Below are 14,184 nucleotides of genomic sequence, written 5' to 3'. Positions count from 1 at the left end.
TTCAACACTCGCGTTGCGCCACATGCCGTGACAAGTCAGACCTATTAACATGGGGTAAAAAGCAGGTATCATAAACCTTAAAGCCTTCCGTTTTTTACCTTTTTATAGGATAACCCACTTATGTCAAGCGAATTTAACTTCTTTCAACATTGGTATCCCCTCTCGCCGGTTGAAGATCTCGACCCCAAACAACCCACTCCCGTCACCCTTTTGGGGTTGCGCTTGGTGATTTGGAAACCGCCTTCTTCACCAACCTATCGTGTTTTTCTCGATCAATGTCCTCATCGGTTAGCACCCTTAAGCGAAGGGCGTGTTGATGAAAAGACAGGAAAGTTGGTATGTAGTTATCATGGTTGGCAATTTAATTCTCAAGGCATCTGTACTCAGATTCCTCAAGCCGAAAATCCCCAACTCGTGACCAAGAATCAAGATAATATCTGTATACAAACCCTTCCCTGTTGCCAGGAAAATGATTTACTTTGGGTGTGGCCCCATGCCGATTCCCCAGAACTAGCGGCGGCTACTCCTCGCCCCTTGTCGCCTCAAGTTGATGCCAGTAAAGGGTTTGTTTGGTCTTCGATGGTGCGTGACTTAGACTATGATTGGCAAACCTTAGTGGAAAATATTGCTGATCCTAGCCATGTTCCCTTTGCCCATCACGGTGTTCAGGGAAATCGCGATCAAGCCCAGCCCATTGCTATTGAAATTGTCCAATCAAATGCCAATCGAATTGAGGGGAATACTGTCGGACGTTTTAACACAAAAATGACATTTGAACCGCCTTGTTATTTGGAATATGCTATCAGTTTTGGCGATCAAGGTAAGCAGGTAGGATTGGTAACCTACTGTATCCCAGTTGCTCCCGGTAAATCACGGATAGTAGCTCAGTTTCCGCGTAATTTTGCCAAAACATTATCGCGGTTAACCCCTCGCTGGTGGAATCATATCACTGTCCGCAATCTGGTACTGGATGGGGATATGATTTTGTTGCATCAACAAGAACGTTTTTTCCAACAACGCCAATCAGAGGAAAGTTGGAAAACGGCTTATAAATTGCTAACCAGTGCCGATCGCTTTGTGATTGAGTTTCGTAAATGGTTTGATAAATACTGCCAAGGAACTTTACCTTGGAAGCAGGTGGGGCTAAATTCTTCAGATACAATTTCTATCAACGATAACCGCCAGGAAGTGCTGGATCGTTATCGACAACATACTCAGCATTGTCGTAGCTGTAGCACCGCTTTGAAAACGGTGCAGCGTTTACAAGTTGTACTTTTGGGGGGCTTTGTGTTAACAGTTTCTGGCGTTGCTTTACTTCCCGATGTGTTGCGATTGCGTCTGGGTTTACCGTTAATGGTTATGGCATTTTTGGGTTTGGCTGGATTCACTTGGTTGAAAGTTTGGCTAGAACCCCGATTCTATTTTGTAGACTATATTCATGCTCAACGATAGAGGGTTATCTGGTTTTATCAAGCATTGGTATTCCACTTTTTAGATCCCCCTCTTTCCTTTTAGATCCCCCTCCCGTCCCCCTTCAAAAGGGGGAGACCAAAGGATGCTTTGCTTTTTGTTCCATGGGGGAGACCAAAGGAGAAACTCGTTTGTGTAGCATCAGTTTGAGGAGAGGGCGACCCGATCCAATTGAGTGGATGAGAGTTGTTAATTTATGCAAGCGGGTCGCCCCTACAGACGCCTTACCAATGACAAATGACCAATGACAAATGACCAATGACCAATGACGAATGACGAATGACGAATGACGAATGACAAATGACAAATGACCAATGACAAATGACCAATGACCAATGACCAATGACAAATGACGAATAACAAAATCCTCTATTTTATAGCTGCGTCATTTCTCTTCTGGCTAGGCGGTTCTCATCCTTCCCCAGCAGAAATGATTGATCCAGCTATGTTATCCGGGGATATCCGTTTAACCCTGAAACGTGGGGTATGGAAAACCTGGGAAGGGGAACCCGTTTATCAGGATATTATCCTCGATTTAGTCTGTGATGCGAATAAGTGCGATCGCGAGGTGTGGGGATTTGCGCCAAAGTTCAATCAGGCGGATCATCAGGGAATTCTCCAGAGGAGTCAACGGGGACGGTTATGGAATCTGGATGTGCAGATGCAAATTTATCCTGATCCTTGGCAATCTTTGGACGGACAAGCAGAGTATGATATCCAAGTGCGCTTGCATGATGATAATCAACTAATTGGCACTTATTCTGGAACCCTAAATGACCAACCTGTCAAGGGAGAAGTCCAGGGAATTATTCGCCCCCATTGGTCAAAACCTGTGGCAAATCATCGTCCTCTGCGCCCCCAAGAACATCCTCGGTTAATTTTTCGCCCAGATCAACTTCCCCAATTGCGTCAACAGGCTAAGACGCCCAAGGGTGAGGCAATTCTGGCACAGTTGCAACGGAGTCTTGATCAACCCATCTATTACGATGGCTATGTGCCAACCGGGGGCTATCACGCGGCTGGGTATTGTTTCCTCTCCCTAATCCAGCAGGATCAAGCTGCTGCTGCAACCGCTTGGCAGATTACGGTTAATTCCATGAACCAACCCGGACACCGTTTACTGGAACATTCTACAGTAGTTGCAGGTGTGGCGTTGGCGTATGATTTGTGTCACTCGGCTTGGGATGAGGAACAGGTACAACAGGTAGCCGATTGGTTAGCGACTCAAACCGCCCTGCTGGTGAAAGGAACGGCAGGTGATGGCTGGAATCCTAACCCGGCGAGTAACTGGAATGCGAGGGCGCGAGGGGCGGCTGGGTTAGCGGCGTTGGCGCTACTGGAGGAGGGGGATGTAGAGACTCGGCGTTGGCTGAAAGTGGCGGAACGGAATATTAAACGCTATCTTACCATTGGCATTGGCGATCGCGGTTTTGGGTCTGAGGGTGATCATTACAGTACCGAACCCTGGTTTCTCACGGTGATGCCCTTTTTACAAGCGTATCAGACGGTGTTAGGGGAAGATTTGGTCACGCGATCGCATGGGGCTTGGTTTCTACCTCAGTATGTAACCCGGATGGTAGGTGAAGACGGGGAAGTGGCGATTCCCAGCTATGGGCGTCATCGCTTAAGCCCCACGGGTTCTCTGTTTGCAGTAGGATTGGGGATAGTCCCGGAACGGCTGCTACCGGGGGTAATGTGGTTTTTTAACCGCCATTGGGGGAGGAATGGGGATAATAGTTTTGGCATTGAGTTACCCCATGAAGCCGCGTATGTTTTCGCTGAATATCCCCAAGACGTAACCCCCCAGAACCCCGCAGAGGTATGGGGGCGGGTAGTGGTGGATGCCCAAAAAGGCTTCTTTACGTTCCGCAATCAGTGGCGAGATGAAAATGATTTTGTTACCAGTATTTTTGTCAAGCGAGAGAAACCCAAAGGCGGACATTGGTCATTTCCCGATGCGGGAAGTTTCCGGATTTGGGGCTTAGGAGGGCGCTGGGCGACGGCGGGATCTGCCTCTGATGGGACACAGAGAGACGAAAATGTGGTGTTGTTACCGGAAAAACAGGCAGGGAAGACGGCGAAACTGACAGGATTTCAGGCAAGTGCCGATGGGTCAGGTATGGTTAGTTTACAACACCAGAATTGGTTGCGATCGCTCGCAGTAGATTATAGTGGTGCATCCGGTGTACCGGGGTTGTTTGTCCTCGTGGATCAGGTGGTTGACGCCGAAGGACAAGATCAAACCTGGATTATGCATACCCAGGAAAATGTAACGATTCAGGATCAACAGTTTACCCTAGAGGCGGAATCCGGGGCGACGATGCAGGGGATTTTTATTACACCCTCTGACGTGAACCTGGAATTTATCCCTAGTGAGACAGGGGGAATGATTCAAGCTACAGGGCGCGATCGCTTTATTGTGGTGATGACGGTTCAATCCGGGACAGCGCCTGAGGTTGAGGTTTTAAGAACTGGATTCAATCCCCAAATTCAGGTAGAAAACCAGACTATTGAAATAATAGAGGATAAAATTGTATTGAAATCGCTAAAAGAGGGTGCTAACTAGCTGAATTTTATCCGGATAGAATTTATTCTATCGCGAAGAATTTCAGCAGACTTGTTTCACGAGTGTCTTTTAGGATTTATTGTTATGATGTCTGGTTTTGTAATAATTGCAATGTATGCCTTGTTTTGGATGTGGTTCTTTGGTGGCTTTGCACCGAAGAAAAAACCTCCAGCGAAAAAGCAATCCCCAGAACAAGAGTTAGCAGAAGCGCTGAGTAAATATTTGGCGACATTAAAAAAACCCGGAGATGCCAAATAAGGGCGGGTGTAGGGGTGTAGGGTGTGGGGGTGTAGGGGTGTAGGGGTGTAGGGTGTGGGGTGTGGGGTGTAGGGGTGTAGGGTGTAGGGGCGCAAGGCTTGCGCCCAGAAAGGTTGGTGCTGGGGTACTTTATCGTTATAGCACTACGGGTATACGTGAGGACATTCCCCTATTGCCTATTGCCTATTGCCTATTCCCTTTTTACCCAATTTTATTGTCCTAACCTCAATGCGTAGCGCTATATATCCCTTATGCCTTATGCATTCCGCCCTCTACCTTGTCGTTAGCCCCGATAGGAATCAGCCGGGAAAAGGCGTTGGCGAAGCCTGTTCGACAGAACGTATCGCGAAACCACCCCAACCCATTCTCCCCCAATTCTTACCAAAAATAACCCGGTTCCACAATCGTTTGCCGTTCTTTCGGGTCATAATTCAGGCAATACTCTTGGGCAATGGCGTCTAATTCGCGCAGGCGTTTTACCTCAGTTTGTCCAATCTCAGTATCCGTGGATAACAGGATAACTTGATGAGACGCCGTGGGAAAATACCGTTCCACTAAATTACTCCGGTGAGAGGAATCTAACCGTCCTAACGGTGTATCAATCGCCACCGGAAGCTGGCGTCCAGAAACACGGGCGAGTCCCCACAGAAAGGAAATCGCTAACAATTGTTTTTCCCCCGCAGAGAGACGATGTTTGGGAATCGGTTGTCCTTCCGGATCATAGAGAGACAGGCTAAAGCTTTGGGTGTCAATAGCGACGCGGTGAACTAAGTCTGATTTATGCAGCAGATAACGGAAGCATTCGGTAACTTCGATTTCCAGTTTGTTGAGTTTTTTCAGAGTTAATTTCTCCCGAAATAATTCTAACGTGGTTTGCACCTTGGCAATAGAATTAATAATATGCTGATTATTTTTCAGTTTAATCGTTTCATCCGCATAGGTTTCTAACTCTTTTTTCGTTTTGGCAATTTGGTTCTTGATTTCCTCACAACGGCGAGAAGCATTTTCGTAAGCCGCTTTAACCTTAACCACTTGATTTTGGGCGTCAGTAAATGCCTGTTTCAGGGTGTTGTAGGCTTCAGGCGATGCAGCCGTAGCAATTTGCCGTTCTAAAGCATCGATTTCAGTTTCTAGGGTTTGCAGACGTTCTCGTTGGCTTTGGGCGTTGGTTTGGGCGGTTGAAAGTTCATAGTTCAGCAGGGTTTCTAGGCGAGTGATAGCGGCTTCATCTGCCAATAACCACGGTTCATCTTGGGCGGCAATTTCTTGATCCAGTTCTTGGTTGTCAGTCTCTAGAAACGATTGAATCTGATTGACTCGCTTAGGTGTCAAGGAAATCTTTTTAATATACTGAATTAACCGAGTATCCCGTTCTTTTAACACATCCCGCGTCAGTTTAACTTGGTGCTGTTTTTGTTCCTGTTCGGCTTGGGCTTTCGCTTGTTTCAATAGCGGAGAAATCAGAGACAAGGGAAGTACACCCGCCGCCAAGTCTCGCATTTCTTGACGCACCTGATTTGCTTGTTCAATCAGTATTTCCGATTGGGCTTCCAGTTGACTGCGTTCGCTGGCAAGTTTACCGCCTTCGGAGACAAATTTATCCGAGGCTAACTGCTGTTCTTTTGCGGCATAGTCCAGTTTAGATTTTAGGGCGCTTAAGTCTTGTGTCGCCGCCTCCTGTTTTTCTTTTTGGTCAATAAGTTTGGCTTCAATATTATCTAAGGTTTCCAGTTCTTTCTGATTGGCAATATCCCGGCGCTTGCGACTAGCCAGAATATCTAAATCTGTGGACAAGCGTTCAGCCAATTCTAACCCCAGCAGGGATTGAATCGCACTTACCACTAGAGGAGGTGGGGTTTCCAGTTCCGCGAGTTCTTTGACTTGTTCCCCATCAAAGAGAAACAGGTTGGAGATACCCAAGGGAAGCAGATTTTCGATATAGTCATCCCAGGTATTTGCCAGGGCTTTATCGGGCCACTCTTCATCGACTAAAATACCCAAAGTGTCTTTCCCATCTTTGGGGTCTTTTGTCCAATAGCGAACAATTCTGAGAATCCTAGGTTTATCCTCTTCTACGACTTCAAAGGCTAATTCAATACGGGTTTTTTCTGTGGGGGGAGTGTTACGGTTAACGCATTGATTGAGAAAGTCGTTATAGCTTAAATTCCCCCTAGTGGAACATTGGGCGCGGGAACCGTAGAGAGTGAGGCGAATGGCGTCCATCAGGGTGGTTTTTCCACCCCCATTCATCCCGCCAAATAGAATAATCGGATGGGTAGAATTAGTGGTTTTGGGACGGAGGTTGATGACTTGTCGCCCTTGATAGGGACCAAAGTTTTGCAGGGCGAGTTCCAGGAATATCATAGTCAGGGGTTAATGTGGACGGGGGTATAAAATCAGGGATAATCTTCAATCTAATATAAATGTCACTAACTTAAGTATTTGTCGTAAGTTTGTAGTAAGCGCTTTAGCGCTTATGGCACTAAAGTGCCTACTACGAACGAAGCGAGATGTTTTAAAATTCGCAACACATTATACAAGTCATTTCCCGGATTAAGGATATAAAATAATCGAGACAAAGCGTACTGTTCTGTTTCTTGGTTCGCCAGTTTCAGGAAAATGAAATTACTGCCATTCGTGATCAGTCCATAAGTTGGCGTGTCTGCTGTGGGATTAGCTAGCATATAGGCTAGGATTTGTGGCATACCTACCTCTAGTGAGAATGCGGCTTGTTTAGATTCAATCACTGCAATCCACATCGGTTCCCCTAAAGCTAAGACATCAATCTCTCCTCTAACTTTAATGTCACCGTCATCAGCCAAAACTTCGACCGATTTTTCGGATTTTATATGGAATGGCGGTAAATAAAATCCCGCCAAATCCAGAAGAGGAGACAGGATGACCATTTTGACCGTGTTTTCTAGCAGAGGTGGATATTTGAGTAAATGAATATAGCTAGCTTTTACTCGGTCAAGGCGTTGCTTGTCTGAGTCGGTAATATCGGGTAAATCATCTTGCCATTCCCGGAAAAACTGATCATCTTCAATGAATGTAAGACCAAATTTAGTTTCCAGGTCATGTAAAGTAATCGTTCTTGCTGGAATTGTTTGCACCATAACCCAAAATAGAATATGAATATCGGTTGTAGAGACGTTCATGCAACGCCTCTACAATGTTTTGGCTATTCGTCTACATCTTCAGTATCCTTAGAATCGGGTTCAGGGAATTTCAAACTCGCCCAGGATAGCTGTTTAGATGTCTCTTGCTTCGGCTTATCCCAAGCCTGTCTCAATTCGTGAACGTCCGATAAATCCTGTTTGATATCTTGAACCGTATTTTTCAGGTGTCGCTGATAATGGGCGTGGTCAATTGCGTCTTCTCTAGAACGAGAACTGCTATTAAAGCATTTTTCCAGGCTTTCATAAATACCCCGTCGGGATTTAGTATGATATTGGCGTTCAGTGTCTAGAAGTTTTGCCATAAGTTCCAGATGCATTTCATCCGCATCACAGATTTCTTCTAAGACTGTCCATTCATCACTCCCTAAAAGTTTGCGTTCGGCGCTAGGGCGGGAATCTTGGAAGGGTTCGCCTGTAACCTCTTCATAGATGCGAGGTAAGCTGTCGTCAAATTCATGCTTTTCTTCTAACCAGATACGGCGAATTTCACTAAGTTCCTCTGAGGTAATCAGAGTGATGTCGCGCATCTCTGGGGGCGCAGTATTCCGGACATGGGTTTGGGCTTCTAAAACTCGTCTTAACCAATGTTCCCGCCAGTATTTCGTATAGGGACCATGAATCGGTTTAACTGAGATTTCACCATCAACATTGCGTTCAAAGAGTTCGACTTTACCGTAAATACGGCGGAAGTCTCTCTTATCGTGATCGTCTTTAATATCCAAATCGTTGCGAATATCCAGCAGAGGCTGCATCCACTCTTTCTCCTCATCATTTTGGATCATCGCCTCCATGGACTTATCTTTATTAACCATGGTGCAAACCCAACAACCAAACCGGGAATCCCCACAGCTAGGAGTTGAGGTATCAACCACTAAAGGACATTCATTATCGGCTGTTGCGCCCTGATACATGGAGAATAAGTCTTTATTATTATTACCCCAAGGATTTTGCCACTGCATCAAATAAAGCCACACTTCATCGTTGCGCCAATCTTCAATCGGAGAGTAAATCAGAGAGTTGGGTAAACTCCCATTAGGGCTGAGGCGATCGCGAAGTCTACCTGCTTGATACTTTTCCATTGTGGCAGCACGTTTAGCACTTTCTGCTTTACGAGTACCCAAAACCAGAATTGTTTCACCATTCATGCGAACGACTTCACGGATAAAATGGTTAGCCGGATGAATTTTCAGACGTTCGGTACACCAACGAAATTGGTTGCGTGGTGCTGGATATCCTTTGCCAATTAAGTTTACCCAAAATGTTTGTTCAGTTTTCGGATAGAGCAAATGGGGTTCTATCGGCATTTCTTGCTCTTTTGCCGCCTGCTTCATTCGTTCCAAGGATTTACGAACCCAGGTAGAGACAATCGGATTTTCTACCCGCGTATCTGTTGTGATCACGTAAATCTTTTTCCTCCGTTTTTCCGGTGGCAATGCGGCGATCGCATTCCAGATTAACTGTAATACAGTTGTGCTATCTTTCCCGCCACTCCAGCCAATAACGAAGGGTATTTCATCTTGACAGTATAAATCTTGAATTTCTGCTGTTAGCTTCTGTATATCTTCCACTAACTCAGCCACAGTACGTGGTGGGAAGAGAGAAGTCTGATGGGCTTGTGTCATAGTTCAAAGTCCGTATTTTCCCGGTTTCCGTTTCCAGCGAGACATAATTAGAATAGATATATAAGGTTTCACTGATTTTATTGGTTTATATGTCTGATTACAACCTCCTCGAGTCTGAATCCAATCAGCGGCTTGATGAAGTGCTTGAGCCGTACTTTGCCAAGCATCACCGTCAAAAGTGCTATCCTGGGCTGATTTTCCGGCAGGGCAAGCGTCAAATGATCCAGATTAACGTTCCTGCCGATGATTTGCCTACTCTTCTTCAAGCTAAACCCTCCACGGATAACAATCCTGATTCGGGTAAAAATCGTCCAGAGGTAAAAGGACATACGGATGAAATTAAACACTATATCCTCAATCGTATTGGTAAAGACAAACCCTGGATTGTCGGAACCCTAACCGCCAATGTTGATCCAGAGAAGATTGAGGTAATCGAATTGGGCAGGGGAATTTGTCTAGTCATTATTCCTCGTGGTGTTAAGTTAGATGTTACGGATGGACAGCATCGCAAGCGTGCAATTCACGAACTCATAGAAAGTCCTGATGGCGAGTCAGTTGCGGATAATGATTTTCCCATAACGCTGGTTTTAGAGGGTGATTTTAGACAATGCCAGACTGATTTTAGAGATATGGCTCAAACTAAAGCATTGGATAAATCTCTACTTTTGTCCTTTGGTGAATTTGAAGGTACAGTTGGCATTACCAAGAATTTAATCGAGCAAGTTTCCATGTTTGAAGATAAGACAGAACGCATTAAAAATTCTCCATCTACAAAAAGGAAATTGATTTACACAACGAATTATATAGCTAAATTAGTAAGTTGTGCCTTTAGTAATGATCCAAATCATGCTCTGAAAGAACACAACGTTGATCAAGCCTCTGACGCCTTAGCGAGTTGCCTAAATCAGTTTTTCTCAGAATGCAGTCAAACACAATACATTTGTGAAACTAATGCTGATGACTTGACTGTTGAAGACATTGCTACATTCAAAGAAGACTGTATTTTAGGTAGGAGTGTTGGACTAGACATTCTTGGACGCTTGCTCTACTTAACATTGAACCGAGGTATTTATACATTTGACACTGAAAAAGTCTCCCAACTTGCCCAACTGGATTGGTCAACAGCCAGTGAGCTTTGGCAGGGAAATATTATCAAAAAAGACCCCAATCCCAAAAACCCATCTAAACCTTACAAAATCTCAGCCAGTGCCAGCCCGATCAGAATAGCGGTGAGTGTAGCTAAGGCAAAATTAGCTTGGATGTAAATAGTGGTGATCATTTTGTTAACGGTAAACCCAAATATCCTTTCAAATAAGCCACCATGCGCCCGACACTGGTTCGCGATCGCGAAATCTGACCCTTGACCATAATTCGCCCCTCCCAATCGGGATTAGAACGGGACCAGTCAACCCGTCGCAATTCCTGCAACCGTTCCTCCCAGCTATGGGGATAAACGGAGAGTAACACTGACCCTACCGCCCCCAATGCCAAAAGTGCGATCGCGTGACTATGAACATAATCCTGGCGCATCTCCCTGGCGCTTACAGTCCGTTGTCTCACCGCCTCCCAATCTGGAATACAATAACTCACTGCTTGCCAATACCGGATTGCCAAATCAATCTGCTGTTCCAAGTCAGCCGTCTGCCAATCCGCCAACAGCATAGAGGTAGCATTATAGAGGGTATGCAGCGTAAATAGCTTCCCCGATCGCACGGGTAATGTCCGATGTTCCCTATCTGTTAGGGTTCGGAACACATTAATATTTCTAATCACTGCTTTGACCACAGTCGCCTGGGGATGGCGATGATCGTAGAGAATCGCCAATGACGCATCTGGATGAACCCCATAACGGTTGAGATCCAAAAACATCTGCTGGGAATAGCGCAAGCCAATATCCAACACTAAAATAACCGCCACCGTCTCATACCCCAACGCCGGATTCTGCTTCAGCGCCCATTCAAACGCCGCGCAGCGATGTTGTCCATCGGTAATCTGAAATCGCGCATCCATGGGAACTCGTAAGCGCCCCATTTTTCGCCCTGCTTTCTCTGTACCAATCGGTTCAAAATTAATATCAGCGTCAATGGCGGCGGTAATCGCGGAAACGGTATAATTATCCGGATTATTCAATATATAGTTGGCAATATCTGGGACTCGTTTAGAATTTAGCGATCGCGCCACTCTCTGATCCGGCGGATTCTCTTCATCCTCCCTCGCAAACAGCTTAGGAATAAATCGCACTGGACACATCGACACATAATATTCCCGTCCCGCTTGAATCCCTCGGATGGCGGGTAAAACGTACTCGAAGGAAGGAATTAGTCCTTGGTCCTTGGTCATTTGTCCTTTGTCCTTGGTCATAGGTTTAGTAATAAAGTTGGGTTGATTTACATTGATTTACCGATTAGGAATTTTGATTTTGTAACTCATCGTGTTCCAGCCGTGCTAATGTTGTTGCTGCATCCGCTAACATTAAGGCAATATTCACACGCGCAACCTGATTTTTTGCAGCGTTCAACTCACCTGCTAGTAACTGCACTCGTGTCCGATACGCCTCGATAGAATTCGGGTCTAAAACCTTTACTGAATCATTCATTTTAATCACTCCAATTTTGGGTCAGGGCGGGTTTTGTTGTTCATTTATCGGTCACAAGCTAGCCCTAGTTCCTAAACCCGCCCCTACACGCCCTCACAGGTATTTCGTTGATGCATTAGGGAAGCCCTCTGGTGATCCAAAGATGACTCGGCAATACTCCCCTAACCTCAGTATGGCACAATTTTGGTTTTTAAAAACCTGTTTGACATAAAAATATTAAATCAGTTATTTTTAAAAACGGACTAAAATAGTATAAAACCGATGAGTAGCCCTGACAAGCCAAAAGCAGACATCGCCAGCCAAATCCTGGAACAAGACAGCCAGGATCGACAGGCGCTAGCCCTGCTATTGGATCGCCATTTAGCCAGAAGCGATCGCCTTCTCGTCCAGAAAACCCAGATGGGGAGTACCGAAGCCTTTATCGGGTCTGTCACCCTCGAATGGTTAGATAGCCGCGTCCGCTTCGCCTCCCAACTTCCCTTATTCCGGCAAAAATTCGACCCCCAAACCGATAACGTCATCCGGGATGAAGAAACCGTCGATGAAATCCTGCAACGACCCCTCGACTGGTCCCGTCAAGCCCCCCTCACCCAATACCTCGCCGCCCGCCAAGCCCACAAATTCCCCGCCGTTCTCGTCGTTCACAGCCCCACCTGGGTAGACAATCCCAAAGCTAAGGAATGGGATAAACAAGGACGCGCCCGCCAATCCGCCGCAGATTTCATTCCCCTCGACCAAAACCAAACCGTGGGACTCCTAGATATATCCCCTTCCGTGTCCATCTTCGCCCTAGATGGTCAACACCGACTCATGGGTGTTCAGGGACTAATGACCTTACTCAAAACCGGAAGATTGCAACGTTACAACAAAAACAAGAAACCCGTGGGCAGTGTAATCACCATAGACGACCTCATCGACGAATACCAACTCAAGCCCGCCTACTTACAAAGTCTCGCCCAGGAAAAAATCGGCATCGAATTTATCCCCGCCGTCGCCAAAGGCGAAACCCGAGAAGCCGCAAGACGGCGCGTCCGGTCTATTTTTGTCCACGTCAACTTAATGGCATTACGCTTAAGTAAAGGACAACTGGCGCTATTAAATGAAAATGACGGCTTTTCCATCGTCGCCCGCAAAATTGCCGTCAACCATCCCTTATTAAAAGAAGTCCCTGGACGCAATCCCCGTGTTAATTGGGATAGCGCCACCGTCGCCGCCAAATCCACTGTATTAACCACCCTCCAGGCGTTAAATGAAATGTCTCAACGGTATCTAGACCATCAATTTCCCCACTGGAAACCGCCGGAGAAGAAAGGGTTAATCCCGATGCGTCCCGATGATGAGGAATTAGAAGCGGGAATTGACACCTTTAATCAGTTTTTTGACCACTTAGCCAGCTTACCCAGTTATCAACGGTTAGAACAAGGAGAAGAAACCCCCCAGTTACGCCGCTTCAGCTTTGAGAACAATGGCGGTGAGGGGAATATCCTCTTCCGTCCCGTGGGGCAAATTGCCTTTACCCAAGCGTTAGGAATTGTAGTATTTCAGAAAAAGTTATCGCTAAAAACGGTATTTAAGAAACTCTGTAAATACGATACCGAAGGAGGATTTAGTCAGATGGAGACGCCCCAATCCCTGTGGTATGGGGTGTTATTTGACCCGAATAAGAAGCGGATCATGGTATCAGGACGGGACTTAGCCGCCCGATTACTGATTTATATTATTGCGGGGACAGAGGATGGAATGGAAAAGGCAGAACTGCGGCGAGAATTAGCCGAAGCCAGAACAATTGAAGGGAAAGCCGTTGGGTTTAATGGTAAGTTTGTCAAGCCCAGAGACGTGGGACTTCCACCTGTGTTGTGAATGCTGATAGATTGTGTGGAATTGAAGGGTAATTGTAACGGTAGGGGCGACCCGCTTGCACCAAGTAAAAACGGTGTCCACTCAATTTTATCGGGTCGCCCTTTACCCGCCGAAATAGCAGAGATAGAGTATTGGCTTGCAGGATGCGATCGCGCGATGAATTGATACAGGTTAACCCGATCTATCTTACCCCTATGGTGTGCGACAGTTTTAAATAAATATATATCCAATGTCAGGGCTGTAGGGGTGAGTCTCTGTATCCGAGTTAATCGGACAACCGATCACTTTTATTGACTCGCCCACCGCCCCCAATCTTCACACAAGCTTCATCTAACGGCTAAGTCTTCATCAAATCTTCACAACCTTTTAACCCGGTTGGGAGAATAATAGAGAGTAGATATTCTATTTTAGCGTTTTTAGCTGGCAAAAAAGTAAACCTTTAAGGTGAGTAGACCTCATCTAAATATTTCCAGCCTGTATAAAAAGTCAGCTTAACCGCAGGTATTTCCCCATCGCCTTGCCTAAATCAACATCACTAACCTGTTGTCCCACTTGAGGTGGAAAATCCCAAAAGCAGGGAAGTACCTAGAAAGCACAGAAGGTTCATGATAGACTAACCCTGCACCTCTCCAA

11 protein-coding genes are annotated in these 14,184 nt (G+C 46.0%); 5 read left to right on the top strand and 6 right to left on the bottom strand.

Going from position 1 to position 14,184, the window contains the following annotated elements; translation table 11 throughout:
- The first annotated feature begins 120 nt into the window (after positions 1-120).
- Positions 121-1,452 (top strand): aromatic ring-hydroxylating dioxygenase subunit alpha, encoded by a 1,332-nt coding sequence (locus RIC07_RS12220; protein ID WP_446394771.1) that lies wholly within the window; start codon positions 121-123, stop codon positions 1,450-1,452.
- 231 nt (positions 1,453-1,683) lie between these two features.
- On the opposite strand, the gene RIC07_RS12215 is transcribed toward RIC07_RS12220, so the two are convergent.
- Entirely contained in the window at positions 1,684-1,833 is a 150-nt protein-coding gene (locus RIC07_RS12215; protein WP_446394770.1) for a hypothetical protein, read from the bottom strand.
- Here RIC07_RS12215 and RIC07_RS12210 point away from each other — a divergent pair.
- Positions 1,820-4,036, top strand: coding sequence for a hypothetical protein (locus tag RIC07_RS12210; RefSeq protein WP_446394769.1), 2,217 nt, complete (start codon positions 1,820-1,822; stop codon positions 4,034-4,036). The two genes, RIC07_RS12215 and RIC07_RS12210, sit on opposite strands and share 14 nt — an antisense overlap.
- 84 nt (positions 4,037-4,120) lie before the next feature.
- Entirely contained in the window at positions 4,121-4,294 is a 174-nt protein-coding gene (locus RIC07_RS12205; RefSeq protein ID WP_446378980.1) for a hypothetical protein, read from the top strand.
- Positions 4,295-4,672: 378 nt separating this feature from the next.
- On the opposite strand, the gene dndD is transcribed toward RIC07_RS12205, so the two are convergent.
- The 3 genes from dndD to dndC form a co-directional block, all read right to left on the bottom strand.
- Positions 4,673-6,658, bottom strand: coding sequence for a DNA sulfur modification protein DndD (gene dndD, locus RIC07_RS12200; protein ID WP_446394768.1), 1,986 nt, complete (start codon positions 6,656-6,658; stop codon positions 4,673-4,675).
- Positions 6,659-6,768: 110 nt separating this feature from the next.
- The gene (locus tag RIC07_RS12195; protein ID WP_446394783.1) at positions 6,769-7,410 is read right to left on the bottom strand and encodes a restriction endonuclease subunit R; all 642 of its coding nucleotides are present in this window, start codon (positions 7,408-7,410) and stop codon (positions 6,769-6,771) included.
- Between the two features lie 65 nt (positions 7,411-7,475).
- The gene (dndC, locus tag RIC07_RS12190) at positions 7,476-9,095 is read right to left on the bottom strand and encodes a DNA phosphorothioation system sulfurtransferase DndC (RefSeq protein ID WP_446394767.1); all 1,620 of its coding nucleotides are present in this window, start codon (positions 9,093-9,095) and stop codon (positions 7,476-7,478) included.
- An 89-nt stretch (positions 9,096-9,184) separates the two neighbouring features.
- Between dndC and RIC07_RS12185 the strand changes: the two genes are divergently transcribed.
- Entirely contained in the window at positions 9,185-10,360 is a 1,176-nt protein-coding gene (locus tag RIC07_RS12185) for a DNA sulfur modification protein DndB (RefSeq protein WP_446394766.1), read from the top strand.
- Positions 10,361-10,370: 10 nt separating this feature from the next.
- Here the strand turns inward: RIC07_RS12185 and dndB are convergent, their stop codons facing one another.
- Together dndB and RIC07_RS12175 are read right to left on the bottom strand one after the other, a co-directional pair.
- The gene (dndB, locus tag RIC07_RS12180) at positions 10,371-11,435 is read right to left on the bottom strand and encodes a DNA sulfur modification protein DndB (protein ID WP_446394765.1); all 1,065 of its coding nucleotides are present in this window, start codon (positions 11,433-11,435) and stop codon (positions 10,371-10,373) included.
- A 64-nt stretch (positions 11,436-11,499) separates the two neighbouring features.
- The gene (locus RIC07_RS12175; protein ID WP_446394764.1) at positions 11,500-11,691 is read right to left on the bottom strand and encodes a hypothetical protein; all 192 of its coding nucleotides are present in this window, start codon (positions 11,689-11,691) and stop codon (positions 11,500-11,502) included.
- Positions 11,692-11,952: 261 nt separating this feature from the next.
- Between RIC07_RS12175 and RIC07_RS12170 the strand changes: the two genes are divergently transcribed.
- On the top strand, positions 11,953-13,551 hold the full coding sequence (locus tag RIC07_RS12170) for a DGQHR domain-containing protein (protein ID WP_446394763.1): 1,599 nt from the start codon (positions 11,953-11,955) through the stop codon (positions 13,549-13,551).
- Positions 13,552-14,184 lie beyond the last annotated feature (633 nt).

This window comes from Coleofasciculus sp. E1-EBD-02 (assembly GCF_040218245.1).
GTDB lineage: Bacteria > Cyanobacteriota > Cyanobacteriia > Cyanobacteriales > Coleofasciculaceae > Coleofasciculus.
This window is presented reverse-complemented; position numbering and strand designations above follow the sequence as displayed.

Excerpts from the sequence above, each read along its gene's own strand:
- RIC07_RS12170 (WP_446394763.1), top strand. The coding sequence starts at position 11,953 with ATGAGTAGCCCTGACAAGCCAAAAGCAGACATCGCCAGCCAAATCCTG.
- RIC07_RS12205 (WP_446378980.1), top strand. The coding sequence starts at position 4,121 with ATGATGTCTGGTTTTGTAATAATTGCAATGTATGCCTTGTTTTGGATG.
- dndB (WP_446394765.1), bottom strand. The coding sequence starts at position 11,435 with ATGACCAAGGACCAAGGACTAATTCCTTCCTTCGAGTACGTTTTACCC.
- RIC07_RS12175 (WP_446394764.1), bottom strand. The coding sequence starts at position 11,691 with ATGAATGATTCAGTAAAGGTTTTAGACCCGAATTCTATCGAGGCGTAT.
- RIC07_RS12185 (WP_446394766.1), top strand. The coding sequence starts at position 9,185 with ATGTCTGATTACAACCTCCTCGAGTCTGAATCCAATCAGCGGCTTGAT.
- RIC07_RS12220 (WP_446394771.1), top strand. The coding sequence starts at position 121 with ATGTCAAGCGAATTTAACTTCTTTCAACATTGGTATCCCCTCTCGCCG.
- dndD (WP_446394768.1), bottom strand. The coding sequence starts at position 6,658 with ATGATATTCCTGGAACTCGCCCTGCAAAACTTTGGTCCCTATCAAGGG.
- dndC (WP_446394767.1), bottom strand. The coding sequence starts at position 9,095 with ATGACACAAGCCCATCAGACTTCTCTCTTCCCACCACGTACTGTGGCT.
- RIC07_RS12195 (WP_446394783.1), bottom strand. The coding sequence starts at position 7,410 with ATGGTGCAAACAATTCCAGCAAGAACGATTACTTTACATGACCTGGAA.
- RIC07_RS12210 (WP_446394769.1), top strand. The coding sequence starts at position 1,820 with ATGACGAATAACAAAATCCTCTATTTTATAGCTGCGTCATTTCTCTTC.